Here is a 20,792-nt window from a genome sequence, read left to right as displayed (position 1 = left end):
CAAACCTGCTTGCCCTGGTTGAACGGGTGTTGGATTAAGTTGCGACCACTATTTCGACTTTTCGCATCAGTTCTGTGAACAGGTGCCAGCGTTGGTGTGCAGTCCAGAAATCATAGGCGGTAGAGGGCAAATTCAACAGGGTTTTGCAGCAATGCATGCGGGAAGACGCTAGGTTGAACTGATCTAGGCTGCGAGTAAACACCGATACGGCAACCGCCGCCCCAAGATAGGTATTGCTGACACTGTTATTCATGAGTTCAACAGGATCCTGCCCTTCATCGTAATAACAGACAGCAACGCTTGGGTAGGGTAGTTCTTCTTTGAGCACTGGTGCTGTTTGCGGCACCGACATCAAGAACATATCCTTGTCATAAAATACCTGCGCAGAACTGGCCCACTGCTGGGCAAACACCCTAGCTTGAGGATCATTCCTGCCGATATCGGTTGCTTCATCGGTGGGTTCGCCACGCACCAATTTATCGGCTTCGCGAACCATGGCCAGTTCCATATCCTTTGCCAACTGGCGCGCCACGAATACTTTTTTGGTCGAGTTGCAGCGATTGCCACGGTCATCACATGCGCCGCGAATGATCATTTCGGCTGCAAGGTTGACGTCGGCATCAGGATAGACCACCGCACCAGAGCGGCCAGTCAGGTAAGCCAGGTACTTGTGTTCGGCACGGAAACCGAACGGCTGGCAAATGGTATTAACCGTATTGTCTTCACCATACATCACCGACTGCTGGGTTTGTTTGATCAGCGTTCCAACAAAACATTGCTCTTCATCCGAATCACGGCTGATATACAGCAAGGCAGGCGGTTGCACGCCTTCAGCAATCAGTGCCTTGGTAAACAGAAAGGCGCTCAATGGTTCAATCCGACTGGGTTTGACAACGGCTTTGGTACCCGCCAGCAATGCCTGTGCGATATTCCAAGGCGCAATCGAGATTTCATCCCCCGCCAAAATAAACATGGTGGTCAGGCCGCCCTGACACAGCATGCCATTGCGATCCAGCAAAACTGTTTTGCGCTGATCAGCGTCGCCGATTTCTTTCAGTGTGCCATTGCGCTTGACATACTCTTCAATATTGGCCAGCCAGTGATTGACCGCCTGGATCGAATTGCGCATATGTTTGATCGGGCTGCCACTTAGTTCAGCTTGTACCTTCAGATCTTCATCACCGATCCAGCTTGCATCCCGGCCAATTTTTGACAAAACACGCAGTACCTTGTCAAGTGGCTCAGCTTGCTGAAAACGGGCAAATTTCATCGCTGATGCGACATCCTGCGCCGTTGTTACAGGAAAACTGAAACGTCCAACGATTTTTCGTTCGGTCGGCTCGAGCAGTTGGCCGCGAATAATGTTTTGCAGCATTACTACTTCACTCATATTGTCCTCCAAATTCAGTGAATCGAAAATCCATAGGGACTTGCAATTAAAGACCCCCAGCACAACCTTGCTGAAGGCGTTCCATGTCTTCTACTCGCTGGATATTAACCAGACGTGGCGATGCTCTACCGCAGCGGCATGTGTCGGTAACATAAGTTGCCTCATCGCCGACGGCATAACGGATAAAGCGTGAGCCATGCCTGATCCCCGTAATGACGACCAGACCGCGTTCCCCATTCTGAACGTGCTTGCCGGTTTTTTCGTCCAGCACTTCGGTGAATGTCGGGCCAACCGCCAAATGCAAGCCTTGGTTGAATTCGCAATCCATGGCATTTGGCAAGCTTTCCGAATAACCATACATTTCAAAGAACTTGGTCTTTTCCACGCCAGCCATTTCATTGCCTTCCCAAACCCGTTCTTTCAAATTCAGTCCAGCCACATCGCGTGCGGAACCACTGGTAATAATGACGCGAATATTCTTGCCGATGAAATTATCCATATCCAAGTTCAACATGGAATCTAGATTTGTTCCCTTGCTGATACCTTTTACACCTGCTGGCATGCCTGGTGTGATTGCCAGTGCGTTAAAACCGCCGAATTCACTGGCACCGCTGGTCACCATTTGATCCAAAACCGCTTCTGGTGTGGTGCGTGTCAAATGTGAACCTTCAACCGACATCCCCAGCAAGGAAAAACTGTCTTCCTGAAATTTGGCACCGACATGCGCGGCATTGAAACAATTGAACATGCGCGACACTTTATTCAACGGCAGAAACTTTGAATGCAATCTGGCCGCAGTGGTGGTGAGTACCTCCCAGTCTTCCCGTGTGTAGTAGGAGACCTTGGGGCGCAGGCCGCTTGATCCACTGGAAGTAAACTTACGCCACAATTTTTGCTCCAGCGGGACGCCATAAAACCCGGTTTTCAGATGTTCACGAGCCTGGTCGGTCAATAAAGTGCTATCGTTCAGGGCACTCACTTCACCACTGGAGAGTGGTGGAATGGCATTAAACACTTCTTGTGTTGTAACCTGTTCGGCCTTGATACCGACACGCGCCATACGGTCGCGGTAAAATTCACATTGATTTACGGTATCGCGTACAAAAGCATACAGGACCCGCCGATATTGCTCTGGATAGGGATGTTGATCCAGCTCACTGTTGCTGATATCGATTTCTTCATCCCCGAAGCGTAATACTTTTCGGAGTAGAGTTACATTTTCTGACATTATCATCCTTAAAAATTTAATATAAATATACAAAATAGGACCGTACACTTGGAGACGGCCGATAGTTTGCACCATCAGTATTAACCATTCCTGCGCGCATCTTCCAGGATCACATCGGATGCCTTCTCACTAATCATGATGATCGCCGCGGTCGGAAAGAAGCCCGGAGTCTTGGGAAAAACACACGCATCAACGACACGCAATCCGTTCACGCCGCGCACCCGGAACCTGCTGTCCAACACAGCCATTGGGTCGTCGACGGCGCCGATCTTGGCCGTACAGGACGCGTGATGTCCCCTGGCGGTGTTGCGCGCAAACTCCTCGAGATCGGCCTGACTCGTGACATTGCTGCCTGGTGCAGTCTCCTCCTCGATGTGCTGCTGAGCCGCCGGTTCGGCCATGGCCCGCCGAATCATACGCACGCCTTCTATGGTTGCCTTCATGTCGGCATCCCCGGCGTTGCCCTCTTCGAAGAACCTGAAGATGATCTCTGGCACATCGGCCGGATCCGCGGAGCGCAAAGTGACCGTGCCGGCCGTATTTTCGGTATGTGCCTTCAGCACGTTCCAGCTAAAATGATTGGTTGCCTGCTGGGTGGAAAAGCCCGGGAAGTAACCGTAGAAGGCGACAGGCAGACCAACGAAAAACAGGTCCGGGTCGCCCTTTGCGTAGCTGGACTTGGCGATCCTCGTTCCCGAAAGGTTGTTGCCGGCATATGGTCCAGAAAAGGCATGTTCGACGCCCTTGTCATCGATCCAGCGCCCCGACTCGTAGCTCTGCATAGCCGGGTCGCCGCCCTGGAACGTGCAGCGACCCCACAACGGATTGGTGTCGCCGCCTTTCAGCTTGAGCACCACTGGCACCTCGTAGCGGTCTTGGAGATTTGCGCCGACGCCAGGGAGATCGACCCGCACGTCGATTCCGAGCTGGCGCAGCTCCTCCTTCGGACCGATGCCAGACAGCTTGAGCAGCTGCGGCGTATTGAAGGCTCCACCAGACAGGATAACTTCGCGACGGGCGAATAGAACCCTTTTCTCGCCACGCGACGCATCCTTACTGAGTTTGTGAGCCTTGTAGCTCTGACCACCGCCGTGCATGTACTCTATGCCGACTGCGCGCAGGGCTCCTCCTTCCTTTTCGAACATGACCTGAGTCGCGAGCGCGTTGGTGATGATGTCCAGCTTATCCGGATGCGCAGATTGGACCGCTACCAAGTATTCTCGAATGCCCACCCGCTTCTTATTGAGCATGTGCATCGGTGTATGGAAATAGCCGGTTGCTCCCTTGGCGACCGACGGGTGGTTCACGTCCAGAGTGGGGTTGATTTTCACAACCTCGGGCGGCGTTTCGACGCCAGCGGTGGCGATGTCGGTGTGTTGAGGAATAGCGGCGGCGTACCCCTCCTCTTCGTTCATGGACGTTGGAATGTAGCCGGCGAAGCCGTGACCCTCCTGGGCGGGGCCGCAATACTGACAGTTCTCGATACGCTCGTAATATCCACGCATCTTTTCGGCAGCCCAGGACACATCGTCGGTAGTGCGCGCGATGGCGTCGAAGTCGCCATCATGCGGATAGACCCAGATAAGGGCATTGTGAGACACCGAACCACCGAGACACGAGCCCCGCGGGTAGAGCACCCCCTTGCCCTCTACGTACTTCTTGTCTTTGCGCTGCTGCTCGACATTGGCGTAGTGACTAACATAGATCTCCCAGCTCAACAGCGGGTTTTCCGCAGATGCACCAAAAAATCCCGGGACCTCATATGCTGCCTTAGCATTCGGATCCTGGGCGGCAGCTTCCAGCGACAGTGGATCTAGACCCGCCTCCAAAAGCGCGACCGTGAAGCCCGCTTTAGCGAGGTTCGCCGCCAATGGCCCCCCACCCGGACCAGCACCAACTACGATATAGTCATAGACACGGTCTGCGCGCTTACCTGAATCAGTCATTTTATCTTCCTTAATATTTGTCATCTTATCTTCCTTAATATTTGTCATCTTATCTACTTGAGATCGGAATAAGCATCTGTTTTCATCGGAATACTCTTGCATGGGACCCATAGCTCTTACGTTATAAAATGACAATTTTTTACATTCCATTTATCCATTCAACCTGTTTTCACCCAATTTCAGACGAGCATGACATGATTGATTTAGCTCAATCCAACACGCAAATATGGGATGTCCATCAATTACCATCGGCGGGCCAGCTCGATGCGCCTGGAAACCTGCCTTACGCAAAAGCCTTTCGACCCCAATTGGTGATACAGTGATGATGCGCTTTGCACCACTTTTTGCAGCACAAGCAATTGATTCTTTAAGTAACTGGATAGCAATAGGTGATGAAAATTGACCTAATGCCGAAGAATTTTGACTGTTGAAATCAACTGCTGCGAATCGTGATAATTCCCAAACATCAGAGGAACGTGGTGGTGTCAAACCATTAAGAAGCTGAGGGAAAACTTCTCCCAATAGATAGGGATGAGTGGTCGGAAGCAACCTTGCGCATCCTGAAATATCTCCCGTTTCATCTTGAGCAACAACGTACATAGTATCTGGACGATCAAATTGATCTTGCTCCATCCCATTTTCCGTAAACAGCTCCCAGCCAAGCTGTTCAACGAAAACTTTGTGACGATAGCGCAAAATACCAGGAAACACTCCAGCTGAAAACGCTTCCGATACGCCAGAAATAACTTGCATTAGCACCACTCCAAAACATGTTGTAATGGAATATGATTAGACGTTTTTTTGGATTTTTAAGTAACTGTAAACACTTACAGGTTGACAGACTAACTACAACAAATTGCAATGTGCGCGAGAACTCTTCCATTCCAGTTAAAGTTATCAATAACGTCCTCCAAGAGCATGGAAACGCTGGTGTAATCTAAATCTTTCTGCATGCTATCGACTATCATAATATTGCTGCGTGGTGCGCCAATACGTCTTAAAACAAATCCGTTTTGCTGTGTATCTAGCCACCAATCCCATCCTATGCTAATGAGTGGCGTTGTGATGCTAACCCATTCCGTATAGCCTGATATATTGGTAAAACTAGCTCCTTCACGCACATTCACATCTAGACTATCAAGATCAACCCCAGATAATAAATGCACCAACGAGAGTGATAACAATGATTTGTGTGTCATACGCACGTAACTATCTGTGGATATCCTGTTCATATGGGAAGAATCACCAAGCTGCACTTCATTATCGGATTGATTGAAGCTACCTGAATTATTAAATGTCATAAAATTGACAGTAACATGTCAGAAACATAACAAGCTAATGCGAAAGCTAACAGGAAGATTAAATCCAATATAAAATACGAATCAATCCTACATAAATATTAGAAAATATGGTAATTTAGTATATTTTTCACTTAGTGTGTGTGACACATTTATCGAATGAGGGCATTAGATGATAACTTGGCAAGAGGATAAAATTCACGCTCTACTTTCCATTAAATGTGAGCACGAATTGTTTAAAATGGTAACTTCGTTTGCACGTGATCTTGGATTTGACCATTGCGCCTACGGTGTTCGCATGCCCATCCCATTAACACGGCCAAAAGTTGCCATGTTTAGCAATTATCCGCTCGTATGGCAAAAACAATATGAAGAGCATAACTATATTGCTACTGACCCAACTGTGCAGCGTGGGATGCATTCAACATTGCCGTTTATTTGGTCGGAAGATTTATTTTCTACTACTCATGAACTTTGGGAAGAGGCTCGGTCGTTTGGATTAGAGGTTGGCTGGGCTCAATCAAGCCGAGATATAAACGGTGTAAGGGGATTGTTGTCGCTAGCTCGCGCGGATACACTAATCTCCGATGATGAGATCCAGGTTAACGGATGCAAAATGTCATGGCTTGCTCAATTAGCGCACATGACAATGGCACAGCGACTTACACCAAAAATGTTACCGGAATCTTTGGTACAACTAACACCTAGAGAAATCGAGGTATTGAAATGGACCGGGGACGGCAAGACCTCAAACGAAATTTCATACATTTTGAATATCTCAGAGCGTACTGTCAATTTTCATATTAACAATACTATCACCAAGCTAAATACACCTAACAAAACTACAGCAGTAATTCGAGCAGCAATGCTGGGTTTGTTGACATAAGGCAGTTCTTGCGATTAGAGAAATTAGGTCTTGTGTGAGATAAGCGTAAATGTCGCATCCCAGACGATGGCCCACACTACGGGTATATCCTGAACAGTAACCACACCCACAAGCAGCGCCGCACCAGCACCCAGCCATGCCGACGTGCCAATACCCAAGCCAGCAGGCTGCTTGATCACCAAAGCCAAAGTAACCAGAAAAATGACGATGGCAACCAATAGCATAGTCAGCTATCTACAGTATGAGACTATCAACCACAACAGCGCACAGGACGATTAATCATCACCATCAGACGTTGATGATCTTGTTGACAATTTGGCATGGACTGCCAAACAGGATTCATAGTATCCAGAATAGTCAGCGCCCAGGCAGGCAACGCTGAGTTGATGCGGTAAAAAATCCAGGTTCCATCTCGCCGCATGCTCAACACCCCGGCATCACGCAATATCGCGAGATGACGCGACACTTTAGGCTGCAGCACATCCAGCGCATAATGCAATTCACACACGCACAACTCCCCTTCGCGCGTGATCAGTGCCAACATCCGACGACGCGTATCGTCGGCAAGCGCATCGAAAAAATCAGCTTCTAAGTACATGTATTAAATTTTGCAATATAAGTTTCATAGTGCTGACGAAACACGCGCTCCAGTTCATCAACCACTTCCACTGCCGGCACGCTATGTAACATATGACGCGTCATCTGATTCGAAGTGTCATTGAGTAACTTATTTGGCTCCAGCATAGGATAAGTCGCACGCAGACGTTTGATTGCCTTGACGACTGATTCTTCTTCTGGACGGGGAATATCCACAGGTTGCGGCAAATCCACAGCAGCAAGCTGCGACGGACGACTTGCCAGAAAGGCCAGATAATCCAACGCACTTTGCTGTTGCACAGGGTCTAGCGCACGAAAATGTTTAAGTAAATCTTTTTCTGTCGCAACCATATTTACTTCACTACGTTCAAATTAAAAACAGGCATTTTATGACGCTCGGTCATCAAATCCAACGCCGTCACCAATGCCAAACAAATATCGGCTGAAATTTGCTGATTAACAGGCCAACGCTCGCGCGCCTCAGCTAAAATTTCACCGATATTATCAGGCAATGGACGGTTATCTTCCATCAGCATATCTTCTATCATGCCAGGTTTGATTTCTGGGCGGAATAGCATCGCATAGCTCAAATCATCAGTACGCACCGCCAGCCAGTGCCCATTATCATCAACGACAATAGGTTCCATACCTTCTGGCAAGGTGGCATCGCCGTTATACATTACCAATAGCTTTTTACCATCCACAGCATTGGCTAACAAATCATCCTTACCGGCTTCAGTTTTATGGCAAGTCGTCCAGTATGCGTTGAAATAAGGCTCATCCGTCACTTCACCACCTGCTTGCAATATCATCACCAACGCGCCGAAACCTATGCCCACTACAGGACGGTTCATTTTTTTGAAATTGGTCAATAAACGCAGTTCTTGCTCTACCCAAGGGCAAGCTTCTTCATCTGTGATGGGATAAGCACCACCCAGCAGCCATAATGCATCATGCTGTGTTGCGGTACTGGGTAAATCCACCCCTAAAAATGGGCGTTGATATTGGAAACCGATATTACGTGATTCCAGTTGTTTTTCTACCATACCCAAAAATTCAGAATACGAGTGCTGCACTAACATAAAACGCTTCATAACATTAACCTATAGATGATGATTGAGGTATATCAATAATTAAATCGATAAAGGATTGTAATAACTTGGAACGAAATTTTTCCTGTGTATAAACCAGCGTCAAATCACGCCGCAATACAGGAATCAACGGGATGGCGATAAGCTTGCCCAGCTTTTGTTCTTTCATCACCGTAATTCTGGAAACGATGGCAACACCCAAGCCAGCTTCTACTGCACCTTTAATGGCTTCTGGACTACCTAACTCCATCACCACATCCAGTGATTCCGGCTGGATTTTATGCTCACGCAAATATTGATCAACCACTTCACGCGTACCTGAACCCAACTCGCGACCAATATACGGCTCCTGGCTTAATTGTTCGGGATGTATGCTCGCCATCCCTGCCCATGGATGATTTGCCGCACAAATGACCACCAGATCATCCTGATATAACACTTGCGTTACCAGGCTTACATGATGCGAAGGTGACTCAACCAAACCCACATCCAGACTATGATCAATCACACGATTTTCGATATTTTGTGAGTTTGCCACACTCAAGCGCAATTGCACCTGCGGAAAACGTGCCTTAAACAAACCCAACATTTGCGGTAACATATAGTCTGCTATTGTAGTTGATGCGCCTATGGTGAGCGTACCACTCGTCGCTTCGCTCATTTCCGCAAGACGACTTTCCATTTCAGTAGTCAGATTCAAAATATTTTCAGCATAATGCATCGCCAACTCGCCAGCTGGCGTCAAAGTAATCTTACTGGGACTGCGTTCAAACAGGCTGATATTAAGCTGCGCCTCCAGTTGTTTAACCTGAAAAGTCACTGCAGGTTGGGTCATACATAAACATTCTGCAGCTTTAGTAAAGCTCAATTGCTTGGCGACGGTGTAGAATACTTGAAGTCGACGATCGGCCATATCGGGTTTACGTTAAAAATGACAATAACAGTCACATTCAATCATATTTAGAGTGATGAAGATAGGTGCAAATAATGAGTAATGCATGGAAAAAGCTCAATTTAGAAGGTGAAGGGCTGCAAACCACGAATTTAAAGCTGGTTGAGCAAATGAAGCAGCGCAAATTAGCTTATCAATTGCTGGCTATTTTCCCGTCCGGACTCCATCGTGACTATTTAGATGAAGTGCGTGGTGCATGGGTTTATCGCTTATCAACAATTGCGATAATTGCTTTAGTTATAATGGGGCACGGCATGATAGGTTTGGCAATATTTGCAGCAATCGCCACCTTTGCTGCTTATGATATACGCTGGATAGAAGATCGCGTTGCTTCTATAAATAAAGCTCTGCGCATACAGGCTTATAAAAACAAGCCAGCAGCTCAAATGCCTAAGAACTATCGCGGACGCTATACCGATGAAGGTCTGGACGAGTACCTGCAACTCAAGGAACAAGAGCGTGGTGGACATGTTGCACCGGGTAAAGATCCTGCACTCAATAGCCGTAGCCGCGCGCCCTCATTTGCTGAACAAGAAGCCATGCTTAAAGCCATGGCTAAATCAAAATCTGATTCCAGTCCACAATAAACCCATACATGAATTTTGGCTTTTACATTATTTTAATCGCGCAGTTTTTATCTGCGCTAGCGGACAACGCACTGTTGTTTGCTGCAATTGCCCTGCTGGTTGAACTGAATGCGCCCAGCTGGCACACCCCAGTCCTGCAAGAGTTTTTTGTATTCTCCTACATCGTACTGGCTCCTTTTGTTGGTGCGTTCTCAGATGCTCTGCCTAAAGGGCGAGTCATGTTTATCAGCAACAATATTAAACTGCTCGGCTGTATTGGCATGTTGCTCGGGCTCAACCCGCTTTTTGCCTATGGCATTGTCGGACTGGGTGCTGCTGCATACTCACCTGCAAAATACGGCATCTTGACCGAATATTTAGCTGCCGATCAATTAGTCGTTGCCAACGCATGGATGGAAGGTGCAACCGTGTTAGCAATTATATTGGGCGCCATTATTGGTGGTGTGATGCTTAACCCAACATTATTACAGACCATATCTCTTGAGCTGCCGATGCTTGCTGGATTCGATGTTGCCAAATTCGCCATCGTCCTCATTATCGGTTTATATATATCAGCTGCCGCATGTAATCTGCTTATTCCTAAAACCGCACCCGATCACAAGCCCACAAAACGCGATCCGATTTCGCTGGTACGTGATTTCTGGCAAAGTTTTTTACAACTGTGGCGTGACCCATTAGGCGAGGTTTCCTTGGCAGTCACCACCCTGTTTTGGGGCGCAGGTGCGACATTACGACTTGTCATCTTAACCTGGGCAGTGCTGGTATTAAAATTCGATATCCAGCAAGCCACTCAGCTCACCGCAACCGTCGCCATAGGCATAGCCATTGGCGCTGTCATCGCAGGACGTTACGTCTCACTCAATCAGGCCATTAAAGTCATCCCGGCGGGTATCATCATGGGTCTGGTAGTAATTAGTATGATATTTGTTACCTCACCAATTATTGCTGCAATTTTATTAGGGGTAATCGGCATGTTGGGTGGTTTCTTTGTCGTCCCCATGAATGCCCTGCTACAACATCGCGGCCATTTACTAATGGGTGCGGGGCATTCGATTGCGGTGCAGAACTTTAACGAGAACCTGTCAATTTTGCTCATGCTGGGTCTGTACGCCATACTTGATCATGCAAACTGGTCGATTAATGCCATTACCATCGTCTTTGGTGTATTTATCAGTTTGTCCATGTTAATCATCCAAATTCATTATCGACATATCGATCCTGAACAACATGGTTGATATAGAAGTTGCATTTTCACCTGATGGGCCACTAGCTGCTGTCATACCTGGTTTTCGTGCACGCACCCAACAAATTGAAATGGCACGTGCCGTACATGAGGCCATCGCCAATCAAACCACACTGATTGCCGAAGCAGGTACAGGCACAGGCAAAACACTGGCATATCTGACCCCTGCCCTATTGCATGGCGGCAAAGTCATCATTTCCACTGGCACAAAAAACCTGCAAGACCAGTTATTTCACCGTGACTTGCCAGCGGTACGCGGCGCTTTGGGAGTACCTGCGATTATTGCGTTACTCAAAGGCCGCGCCAATTACGTCTGCCATTATCATCTCGAACGCGCTCGTGAAGATGGCCGCTTCATGAATCGTGAAGATGTTGTCCACTTGGAACAAGTACGGGTCTTTGCCGAACACAGCAAAACTGGCGACAAGGCTGAATTATCTGGCGTTCCTGAAGACGCGCCAATCTGGCGTTATGTCACTTCCAGCCGGGATAATTGTTTAGGCAGCGATTGCCCGCATCACAAACAATGTTTCGTACTCGAAGCCCGCAAGAAAGCAATGGAAGCCGACATCATCGTCGTTAATCATCATCTGTTCTTTGCTGATGTATGGTTACGTGATGAGGGTGTCGCAGAATTATTGCCTGCCTGCAACACGGTGGTATTCGACGAAGCGCATCAACTCCCCGAAACAGCAGGGCTATTCTTTGGCGTCACAATTTCCACGGGGCAAATCATCGAACTTGCCCGTGACGCACGCATGGAAGCCGTAGCCGGCTGCAAGGATTATCTACCCCTGCCCGATGCAGCCGTGGCACTGGACAAGGCTGCCCGTGACTTACGCCTGGTTTTTCAGGAAGACAGCGGACGCTGGGCATTAGACAAAGTCGCCCAGCGTGATGGCTACAGCGACGCACTCGACGCCTGTGAGCTCGCATTGCAAACACTCAACCAACATCTGGAGAGTCAGGCACAACGTTCACCGGGGCTGGAAAGCGTATGGCAGCGCGGCGTAGAAATAGCCACACTACTTGCCAAATGGCAGCAGCCCGTCCCTGCCGACAGCGTACGCTGGATAGAAGCGTTCAGCCATGCGCTCACGCTCAACACTACCCCGCTCTCGGTTGCAGACATTTTCACCAAACAAATAGAAGACAATGCCCGTGCCTGGATATTTACTTCGGCCACACTCTCGGTCAAAGGCGATTTCAGTCACTATCGCTCACAACTTGGGCTGTTAAATAGTGCGAGCCAGAGTTGGGAAAGTCCGTTTGAATACGCCTCCCAGGCTATGTTCTACCTGCCCAGCAACATCCCTGAGCCGAACACACCCAATTACACTAAAGCCGTCGTCGAGGCGGCCTTACCATTAATCAAAGCCAGTGGCGGGCGCGCTTTCATGCTGTTCACCGCGCTGCGAGCCATGCGTGAAGCCAGGGATTTGTTAACTGCTGCATTTGAGGCACAACAACTCGACTACCCCATCCTCATGCAAGGTGATAGCTCACGTACCGAGCTATTAACCCGATTCAGAGAGTTAGGCAACGCGGTATTACTCGGCAGCCAGAGCTTCTGGGAAGGCATAGACGTCAAAGGCGAAGCTTTGTCTTTAGTGATTATCGACAAACTCCCATTCTCGCCACCAGACGACCCTGTGCTCGCCGCGCGCCTGCAGCAAATCAACCAGAACGGCGGCAACGCATTCATGGAATACCAGCTCCCCCACGCCGTTATCACCCTCAAACAAGGCGCAGGCAGGTTAATCCGCGATGAAACTGATCACGGCGTACTCATGATCTGCGATCCCAGATTAGTCACCAAACCTTATGGCCGCCGCATCTGGCAAAGCCTGCCACCCATGAAACGTAGCCGTATTGAAGGCGAAGTGGTTGCATTTTTTGAGCAGATCAGACATCTGTCAGATGAGTAAGCGGAATATATTTAGACGATAAAAATTGCAAACTGATGTGTTGTTCAACACATCCCATCTGCAAATAAACCTGAATAAACACAAAAGTCTGCTACTAGCAGGATGCAAACTATTTCTAACTATTAAATACGTTTTAATAGCTTCTCAAACTCTTCAATAGGCATAGGTTTGCCAAATAGATAACCCTGGAAATGTGCGCAGCCATAGTTTTTTAAAAAATTCAATTGTGATTTTGTTTCCACACCTTCAGCGATAACCTTTAATCCTAGAGAATGACTCATTGCGATGATGGCTCTCACGATAGCTGCATCGTTTGGATCCGTATGAATATCACGAACAAAAGACTGATCTATTTTGACCTGATCCAATGGTAATCTTTTCAGATATGAAAGTGAGGAGAACCCTGTCCCAAAATCATCCAACGAAAAAGTCACGCCAAATAACTTGATCTGCTGCATGCGCTCGACAATATCATCAACATCTTCAAGCAGCACACTTTCAGTCAGTTCCAGTTTAAGCAGACTCGGATTGGCACCCGAAAACTCCAGAGCATCCTGAACTTGCTTCACAAATTCGAGTTGGCGAAGCTGTCGAGCGCTCACATTTACCGCTATTTTAAGATGTCGTGTACGAGGATCATTTTCCCATGCCTTCAGTTGAGCACAAGCAGTCTCCATGACCCATAAACCAAGCGGAATAATGAGCCCAACCTCCTCCGCAACGGGAATAAACTGAATAGGCAACACAGATTCTTGATCACGGGGAAACCAACGCAGCAATGCTTCGGCGCCAATTATTTCCCCATCGATATCGATCTGGGGTTGGTAAAAAAGTTGAAACTCATTATGCAGCAGACCATTGCGCATCGTCGTTTCCATTTCCGAACGAGAATCAATGGCTGCCTGCATCTCAGGACTGAAAAATCGTATAGCGTTACGTCCAGCATCTTTGGCTTGATACAGAGCAACGTCTGCCTGCTTAAATAAAGTCTCAATAGGGACTTTGTGTCCTTGAAACAGAGTAATTCCAAAGCTACATGTGCTGTAATGTGCCTGCAGTTTGTCAGATAACATATAGGGAAGCGCAAGGGCATTGCGAATTTTTTCAGCTATCATCTCAGCCTGATTAGAAGCTGTAATCGGATCCGTGCCCATATTTTCCAGCATTACTACATATTCGTCTCCGCCTAATCGAGAAACAGTATCTTCTTGACGAATATTATCTAAAATTCTCTGAGCGACAAGGATCAAAAGCTGATCGCCAATATCATGGCCTAGCGTATCATTGATAGTTTTAAAATTGTCGAGATCCAGAATAATCAATGCGCCAAGCTCTTTGCTCCTATCACTGGCAATGAGTGCCTGTTTAAAACGGTCCATTAAAAGGCGCCGATTGGGCAGATTAGTAAGCGGGTCGAAATACGCCAGCCGTAAAATTTTCTCCTCAGTCAGTTTACGCTCGGTGATATCAATAAAAGTTACCACGGCACCATCGAGTTTACCATCGCGATATATAGGGCGAGACCAGTATTCAACAGGAAAGGCAGTACCATCAGCACGCCAGTGCAATTCATTTTCGACATGAACATACTCCCCATTCCTAACTGACAGCCGAACTTTGCATTCGGCTACAGGGAATGGCCTGCCATCAGGGTATGTATGATGGATCAAGTTGTGCATCAACTTACCCGCAAGATCTTCTTGGCGTTCATAGCCCAACAAACGCAAACATGAAGGATTGGCAAATATGCACAATCCATCCAAATCGACGCCATAAATTGCCTCACCGGCCGAATCTAGAACGAGCCTTAAACGCGATTCTTCCAAACTCAGTTTTTGAAATAATCTGGCATTGTCGATTGCAATACCGGCCTGATTGGCAATCAATGTCAACATCGTTTGATCGTGCTGATCGAATGGGACGTTACCGATTTTTCCCATTGCAGACAAACCGCCGATGATAGCACCACGACACATCAGTGGCACCAGCAAACTGGAAGCTTGGCCTGGTAACCAATGCGCATCCATGCGCATTTCAAAATCACCACCTGCGCCAAAAAGAAGTGGCCGCTGATGCTTAATCACCCAGCCACATGCACCGTCGAATGTCGGAAATGTTTTTTCTTGCAACAGTTCGGCATGTTTTCCATAAGCCGCGCGATATGTGTATGTCTTCTCATCCAAGTCAACCATAGGCAAAGCGAGCGTTTCAGCTCCAATTATTTTGCAGGCCAACTCGGCAACCAACGACAGTATATTATTCGGGTCAAGTTCGGAATTCAGGCGTTCGCCGAGATTGAGCAACAGGCTTAGCTCTTCACGAGTTAAGTCCGACTGAAAATTCGCATCAGGAAGCTCAATCATTTTGAATTAATTAATCTGGTTCATGTGCTGACAAACAGCTGATTTAAAAATCAGATCATAGACTGTAATTTCAAGGAGTTGTCTAGGTTTAAGCAATTTCACAATGGCTAATCTAGAATCAATATTTGCTGGCATATCGTCCCCCACATTAACATTATTTTGCGTCACAATAGGACTTGTTATCGTGGTCATATTGCATTAATTAAGGTTTTTTCACAACACTTATAAATTAAGGACTATGAGCCTGGTATTTGGATATTTGCAGGGATAGCTTTCTACAAATTCTGTCGAGATACAGTAAGCATCAAGAATAAATTAAAACGTTACTAAAGTTGAGTGCGACATTAATTGCTTAAAATTCCATGAATCAATTCTTCTATGCATTATGTTTTTAATTGTTCAACGCACAAGGGCGACACTGGGTCAGCACTTCTGCGGCTCTGCCACCGCTACCTAACAATTTGAAAATACGTTCAGACTCCGCACTGATAGCTGCACGTGCAACCCCATTCAAGGCGAGATAACTGCTGTTTTTGTGCGCTGCGAGCTGATTGCGTATTGCTGTAACAGCCACATCGGCCAGCGTCGTGTAATACGTAACTTTAGCAACACCATTTGCCACTAGCTTTCTGAACTGATCGTCGGTCAGCCCTGTGCCGCCATGTATCACCAAGGGGATGCCCACCGCCTCGTTGATCTTGCTTAGGCGCTGTATATCCAGTTTGGGTGTGCTGCGCAAGATACCCTGATGTGTACCTATGGTGATAGCCAAACTGTCAACCTCGGTGCGCTCAACATAGGCTTTTGCTTCAGCAGGCAAGGTCATGCTAATTTCAGCATCGACGGTAACATTGGCATCTTCGTTAAGGCTGGTGGGTGCGTATCCTAATTTACCTTCGACCGTTACGCCATTGGCATGTGCAACCTTGGCAAACTCACGGGTTTCACGGATATTTTCATCCAGAGGCAAGCCGGAAACATCCAGCATGACACTATTGCAGCCCAATGAAATTGCGGCTTGTGATTTATCGATAGTGGTGAGGTTATCAAATGAGAGCGCAATCGGAATTGATGCCCGTTGTGCACCCGCGATAGCCGCCGCAACCAGCAAATCAACGTTGTAATACGCCTGATGCGGTTCCGAAAAGCTCAAAATAATAGGCGCACGGCAAGACTCGGCAGCGGACAAAACGCCATCAAGAAATTCCAGATTAATCAGATTAAATGCGCAGACAGCGTAACCGTGGCGGTACGCGTGGTTCAGCATGTCTGTTGTGTTTACTAACGGCATGTGTATTATCCGAATTATATATTTAATGATGATGAAATCATGGAAATCACCTGTTACCGAGATGCTATTTATGCACAGGAAGCGCGAACACTGCCTGCTGAAACCTACAATCTTGCGTTAACCTTGCTGCACAAAACCAATCAGCATGTACTTTTCGTACCCATACGTGCGATGCAATATCTTGCCGTGTTAGACGACGAAGAATGGGTATTTCTGGACGGTGTACGCAAATGCTGGGTCGATATTGCCTGGCAGCACTTTCAACCCCGGCAACGCACTAGTTTAACTGACGCCGTTGCTTATCAGGCTGTGTATTATCAAACTGAGTCAGCACAATTAATGAACCGACTACAACATGAGCTACCCAATGCACTCAAAGCTTTGGCAAACAAATCACGCCCAACCGAAGCTGGCAAAATTATTAAATTGCCAGCACCTTAAATCTTATTCGTCCTCGCCCAACTCAGCATCCCAGCCGGTATCACGCGCTTTGACGATAGCCTGCTCATAAAGCGCAGTATGCTTAGCACGCAAATCATCAGGTAAACGGCTAGGAATATGCGCATAGGGTTCCCATGCGGCATATACCTTTTCGTACAGCCCTTGCATACGCGCACCATCCCAACCTTCACAGGTTTCATCATCAGGAATAATGCCAAACACCCAGGCATCGCGCACCATGCGCCCTAAATGGGTTAAACCACCTTTATCATCGTTGTTGATACCGACATAGAATTGTTGTGTCATCTTGTGAGTCCTGCGTAAAGTGCTGGTAATTTTTCGGGCAAACGTTCTACATGGTCTACGACCATGAAATTACGCGCACCGAAAATGCGTGAAACATATTGATCCGCTCTCGGATCAAGGCTCATACAATAAGTCACAACCCCAGACCGTGCAACTTCTTCTACCGCTTTCTTGGTATCAAAGCGTAAATACTGAGGATCACGTACATCTATATCTGCTGGCTCGCCGTCGGTTATCACCAAAAGTAACTTCTTAGATGATTTCTGCTGCTTCAGATAATGTCCAGCATGGCGTATTGCCGCGCCCATACGGGTCGACAACTGCCCTGTCATCCCTGCCAATTTCGACTTCGCCGTATCGTTGTAAGGCTGGTCAAAATCCTTGAAGCGCTGGTACTCAACATTATGACGCCCATCCGAACAGAAGCCATGTATCGCAAATGGATCGCCTACTTTGTTTATCGCATCACCCAACAACACAGCCGCCTGACGAGTCAGATCAAGCACACTGAAATCCTGTCCTGCTACCTTTTCATTGGTAGATTCAGACAAATCTATCAGTACCATCACTGAAATATCGCGCACTTTACGTACTGAGCGCATCATGATGCGAGTATCAGGCTGCAGATTCATGCGTATGTCTATCATCGAACGGATCGCAGCATTGACATCCACCTCGTCACCATCTTCCAGTTTACGTATACGTGTCACACCTTGCGGCTGCATCGCATCGAGCAGGAATTTAAGCCGCCCGATAGTACGCTTATGCTGAGAAACGATATCATCAATAATCTGCATATCGCCCGTTTTGGCACGCTTCTCGATTACTGTCGCCCAAGCTGGACGCTCCAGCTGAATCTGGTAATCCCACTCGGAATAGTGATATGGATCTGAAACAGGTTCTTTACCTTCAGTTTCATTGTAGCTCTTGCCCGTTTCTTCGTACGGGTGCAATTCCGTACCCAATACCCATATTTCCTGCGCGTCGTCGCCGGCAAGTTCACAGTCTATTTCATTGACCATTTCCATGACGCTGACGTATTTACGCACTTGCTTAATCGATTCATAACCCGCTGCTTGAGCCTGGTTGAAATCGAATTCCTCAAATTCCCAGAAATAACGATTATCGTCACGGTAAGGTGAGCTTAATAAATCCGTACGCGGCTGGAATGACATGCGTAATAAAGATAATTCGTGCGCTAAAGTCACCCCTATATCCCACGCCATCTGGTTATCTGCCAGACGATGTTGCTCAGCCGCAAACAATTCACGTGCTTTCACAATAATCGGGTGCGTATCTTCGTACTGCGGATCCAGCAATGCGCGTGCGATACGATTCAAATAATCGCCCATGGTTTTTGCTTGTGTAGGCTGAGCAAAATGCAATGAGGCCCATAATTGACGCATACCCGGGAAAGCGTTAATCGATAGCTGCTCTACCCGTGCATCTTCTATCACCGAGATCACCGCCATTTGCATGGGGTTCAGACTTTCTGCAGAAATAGGTTTTTGCGTATAAACCAGATGCGCAGCGCAATGTGCAGCAGTCGCCCGATAGATTTCTATACCAGCAACACCTTCGCAGTCGTCCACCGCATCTGGCAAGAACATCAAATAATTTTCGATGTAAGGTTTGTAGCCTTCACGATTTTCAAAATCGCCTGAAGTCGGGCGCATGAAAAAATCACGTGCCCATAATGCGCGTAAATACATATTGATACGGCGCTGCATATCAACAAATAGCGTGCCTTTACGCTCTTTTTGCAACATGGCCTGCGATTCTTTGCTCTCCAGGCCAAAGTAACGTACTTGTTCAGGGTAATCAGTACGATGCGCCTGCGCACCCCACATCGCCCAGCGACGTAATCCACCCAGTGTTAATTGCGCCAACAGCGGTTCAAGGTTATCCAGCATCGGCCGCATACCGCGCGGGGCTTGCGAAATCAACACATTCAGTAATTGCAGATAGCTACGAAATACTTGTTCATCACCCAGACGATTAGCAGCAGTTGCTGCGGTCGCAAAAATCCGCTCTATCACTGCGCCACTGGTTTTGGAAGCCATCATCATGCCGGTATGTACTAGCTCAGGAATAATGTCTTCGCCTATCTCTTTAGCAACGCGCGGTGCTTCTTGTATATAGGTAGCGACCAGATCACAGCCGCGCCCCAAGTTTTTGAGCGAGCGGGCACCTTGCAAATAATGGCTCAAGCCTTGCGAACTAAACACTTTGGTGGCTTCATGCCATGACGCTTCTAGTATGCTTTGCGAGGATTCCGAAAGTTCGCCTAATATGTCTTGATAGTCTTCGAGGTTAATGCTCATCGTTGGTTTTAACCCTATTTAAGCTGTCAATATAATCGAGCAAGGGCACACGCCCTCACCCGCCTTAAAGTATGCATTAAAAGAAGGTGGTTACAGCAGCATCCAGTGCATCACGCATGTCAGGATCATCGGTAATCGGACGAACTAATGCTACACGGCAAGCTGCGTGTGGGTTCACACCTGTCGCAATCAATGACCCTGCGTAGATCAACATACGGGTAGAGATACCTTCATCCAGGCCGTGGCCCTTCAAATTACGCGCACGCTCAGCAATTGATACTAATTTGCTGGCCACTTCACCAGACACCCCAGTTTCGTGAGTAACAATTTCGGTCTCAATCTCATGGTTAGGGTAATTAAAGTCCAAAGCACCAAAACGCTGTTTAGTAGACTGCTTCAAATCTTTCATCAGACTTTGGTAGCCTGGGTTATATGAAATTACCAATTGGAAATCAGGGTGCGCTTGGATCAGCTCGCCTTTCTTTTCCAATGGCAGTACACGACGCGCATCAGTTAATGGGTGAATTACCACGGTGGTATCCTGACGTGCTTCAACCACTTCATCGAGGTAACAAATCGCGCCATGACGTGCTGCTATTGCGAGGGGACCATCTTGCCAACGGGTGCCAGATGCATCCAGTAAAAAGCGTCCGACCAAATCGGAAGCTGTCATATCTTCGTTACATGCCACAGTAATCAGCGGCTTGTTTAATTTCCATGCCATGTGCTCTACAAAACGCGTTTTACCGCAGCCTGTCGGGCCCTTTAACATCATCGGCATACGCACGGCATAAGTGGCTTCATACAGCTCAACTTCGTCCGCAACAGGACGATAATAGGGTTCTTTTTCAATTACATACTGTTTGATGATGTCATTCATGTTTTATTCCTATACATAGAACGATTTTAGAAAAAACCCCC

The 20,792-nt window shown here is 47.5% G+C and carries 20 protein-coding genes; 5 read left to right on the top strand and 15 right to left on the bottom strand.

All coding sequences use genetic code 11. From position 1 onward, the window contains the following. Positions 1–34: 34 nt before the first annotated feature. The 5 genes from SFSGTM_RS06050 to SFSGTM_RS06030 all read right to left on the bottom strand — a co-directional run bounded on the left by SFSGTM_RS06050 (position 35) and on the right by SFSGTM_RS06030 (position 5,865). The gene (locus tag SFSGTM_RS06050) at positions 35–1,375 is read right to left on the bottom strand and encodes an aldehyde dehydrogenase family protein (RefSeq protein WP_162084406.1); all 1,341 of its coding nucleotides are present in this window, start codon (positions 1,373–1,375) and stop codon (positions 35–37) included. Positions 1,376–1,436: 61 nt separating this feature from the next. Continuing rightward, positions 1,437–2,618: a phenylacetate--CoA ligase family protein gene (locus tag SFSGTM_RS06045; protein WP_162084405.1), complete on the bottom strand. Its 1,182-nt coding sequence runs from the start codon at positions 2,616–2,618 to the stop codon at positions 1,437–1,439. A gap of 80 nt (positions 2,619–2,698) precedes the next feature. Continuing rightward, positions 2,699–4,588: a GMC family oxidoreductase gene (locus tag SFSGTM_RS06040; protein ID WP_162084404.1), complete on the bottom strand. Its 1,890-nt coding sequence runs from the start codon at positions 4,586–4,588 to the stop codon at positions 2,699–2,701. A 126-nt stretch (positions 4,589–4,714) separates the two neighbouring features. Then, positions 4,715–5,317: an acyl-homoserine-lactone synthase gene (locus SFSGTM_RS06035; protein ID WP_162084403.1), complete on the bottom strand. Its 603-nt coding sequence runs from the start codon at positions 5,315–5,317 to the stop codon at positions 4,715–4,717. An 89-nt stretch (positions 5,318–5,406) separates the two neighbouring features. Further along, positions 5,407–5,865: a DUF4902 domain-containing protein gene (locus SFSGTM_RS06030; protein ID WP_162084402.1), complete on the bottom strand. Its 459-nt coding sequence runs from the start codon at positions 5,863–5,865 to the stop codon at positions 5,407–5,409. Between the two features lie 169 nt (positions 5,866–6,034). Between SFSGTM_RS06030 and SFSGTM_RS06025 the strand changes: the two genes are divergently transcribed. Continuing rightward, positions 6,035–6,748 carry an autoinducer binding domain-containing protein gene (locus SFSGTM_RS06025; protein ID WP_162084401.1) on the top strand — a complete coding sequence of 238 codons (714 nt, stop codon included), beginning with the start codon at positions 6,035–6,037 and terminating at the stop codon, positions 6,746–6,748. A gap of 23 nt (positions 6,749–6,771) precedes the next feature. On the opposite strand, the gene SFSGTM_RS06020 is transcribed toward SFSGTM_RS06025, so the two are convergent. From SFSGTM_RS06020 to SFSGTM_RS06000, 5 genes are read right to left on the bottom strand one after another with little or no spacing between them, the layout of a single operon-like run. Then, complete coding sequence (locus tag SFSGTM_RS06020) at positions 6,772–6,972, bottom strand: ArsB/NhaD family transporter (RefSeq protein ID WP_162084400.1); 201 nt, start codon at positions 6,970–6,972, stop codon at positions 6,772–6,774. Between the two features lie 26 nt (positions 6,973–6,998). Next, positions 6,999–7,346 (bottom strand): ArsR/SmtB family transcription factor, encoded by a 348-nt coding sequence (locus SFSGTM_RS06015; protein WP_162084399.1) that lies wholly within the window; start codon positions 7,344–7,346, stop codon positions 6,999–7,001. Further along, positions 7,337–7,696, bottom strand: a complete 360-nt coding sequence (locus SFSGTM_RS06010) for a hypothetical protein (RefSeq protein WP_162084398.1) — start codon at positions 7,694–7,696, stop codon at positions 7,337–7,339. The genes SFSGTM_RS06015 and SFSGTM_RS06010 overlap by 10 nt, the downstream gene beginning before the upstream one ends. Before the next feature lie 2 nt (positions 7,697–7,698). Then, positions 7,699–8,439: a type 1 glutamine amidotransferase gene (locus tag SFSGTM_RS06005; protein WP_162084397.1), complete on the bottom strand. Its 741-nt coding sequence runs from the start codon at positions 8,437–8,439 to the stop codon at positions 7,699–7,701. Between the two features lie 4 nt (positions 8,440–8,443). After that, entirely contained in the window at positions 8,444–9,349 is a 906-nt protein-coding gene (locus SFSGTM_RS06000; protein WP_162084396.1) for a selenium metabolism-associated LysR family transcriptional regulator, read from the bottom strand. 74 nt (positions 9,350–9,423) lie between these two features. Here SFSGTM_RS06000 and SFSGTM_RS05995 point away from each other — a divergent pair, with 74 nt between their 5' ends. Genes SFSGTM_RS05995 through yoaA form a run of 3 tightly spaced genes read left to right on the top strand, consistent with a single transcriptional unit; the run spans position 9,424 to position 13,146 of the window. Then, the gene (locus SFSGTM_RS05995; RefSeq protein ID WP_162084395.1) at positions 9,424–9,975 is read left to right on the top strand and encodes a TM2 domain-containing protein; all 552 of its coding nucleotides are present in this window, start codon (positions 9,424–9,426) and stop codon (positions 9,973–9,975) included. An 8-nt stretch (positions 9,976–9,983) separates the two neighbouring features. Continuing rightward, positions 9,984–11,210 (top strand): lysophospholipid transporter LplT, encoded by a 1,227-nt coding sequence (gene lplT / locus SFSGTM_RS05990; RefSeq protein ID WP_162084394.1) that lies wholly within the window; start codon positions 9,984–9,986, stop codon positions 11,208–11,210. Continuing rightward, complete coding sequence (gene yoaA, locus SFSGTM_RS05985) at positions 11,203–13,146, top strand: DNA repair helicase YoaA (RefSeq protein ID WP_162084393.1); 1,944 nt, start codon at positions 11,203–11,205, stop codon at positions 13,144–13,146. The genes lplT and yoaA overlap by 8 nt, the downstream gene beginning before the upstream one ends. Positions 13,147–13,268: 122 nt before the next feature. On the opposite strand, the gene SFSGTM_RS05980 is transcribed toward yoaA, so the two are convergent. Both SFSGTM_RS05980 and SFSGTM_RS05975 read right to left on the bottom strand, forming a co-directional pair. Further along, positions 13,269–15,509 carry a putative bifunctional diguanylate cyclase/phosphodiesterase gene (locus SFSGTM_RS05980; RefSeq protein WP_162084392.1) on the bottom strand — a complete coding sequence of 747 codons (2,241 nt, stop codon included), beginning with the start codon at positions 15,507–15,509 and terminating at the stop codon, positions 13,269–13,271. Positions 15,510–15,900: 391 nt separating this feature from the next. After that, complete coding sequence (locus SFSGTM_RS05975) at positions 15,901–16,800, bottom strand: class II fructose-bisphosphate aldolase (protein WP_269780087.1); 900 nt, start codon at positions 16,798–16,800, stop codon at positions 15,901–15,903. 39 nt (positions 16,801–16,839) lie between these two features. On the opposite strand from SFSGTM_RS05975, the gene SFSGTM_RS05970 reads away from it, so the two are divergent. Then, positions 16,840–17,241: a hypothetical protein gene (locus tag SFSGTM_RS05970; protein ID WP_162084390.1), complete on the top strand. Its 402-nt coding sequence runs from the start codon at positions 16,840–16,842 to the stop codon at positions 17,239–17,241. A 3-nt stretch (positions 17,242–17,244) separates the two neighbouring features. Here SFSGTM_RS05970 and SFSGTM_RS05965 read toward each other — a convergent pair whose 3' ends face one another. From SFSGTM_RS05965 to SFSGTM_RS05955, 3 genes are all read right to left on the bottom strand, one after another. Then, the gene (locus tag SFSGTM_RS05965) at positions 17,245–17,547 is read right to left on the bottom strand and encodes a hypothetical protein (RefSeq protein WP_162084389.1); all 303 of its coding nucleotides are present in this window, start codon (positions 17,545–17,547) and stop codon (positions 17,245–17,247) included. Beyond that, positions 17,544–19,871: a nitric oxide reductase activation protein NorD gene (locus tag SFSGTM_RS05960; protein ID WP_162084388.1), complete on the bottom strand. Its 2,328-nt coding sequence runs from the start codon at positions 19,869–19,871 to the stop codon at positions 17,544–17,546. The genes SFSGTM_RS05965 and SFSGTM_RS05960 overlap by 4 nt, the downstream gene beginning before the upstream one ends. A gap of 76 nt (positions 19,872–19,947) precedes the next feature. Beyond that, positions 19,948–20,751: a CbbQ/NirQ/NorQ/GpvN family protein gene (locus SFSGTM_RS05955; protein WP_162084387.1), complete on the bottom strand. Its 804-nt coding sequence runs from the start codon at positions 20,749–20,751 to the stop codon at positions 19,948–19,950. Between the last annotated feature and the right edge of the window lie 41 nt (positions 20,752–20,792).

Origin of the sequence: Sulfuriferula nivalis (assembly GCF_009937995.1) — a bacterium.
Taxonomy (GTDB): domain Bacteria; phylum Pseudomonadota; class Gammaproteobacteria; order Burkholderiales; family Sulfuriferulaceae; genus Sulfuriferula; species Sulfuriferula nivalis.
This window is presented reverse-complemented; position numbering and strand designations above follow the sequence as displayed.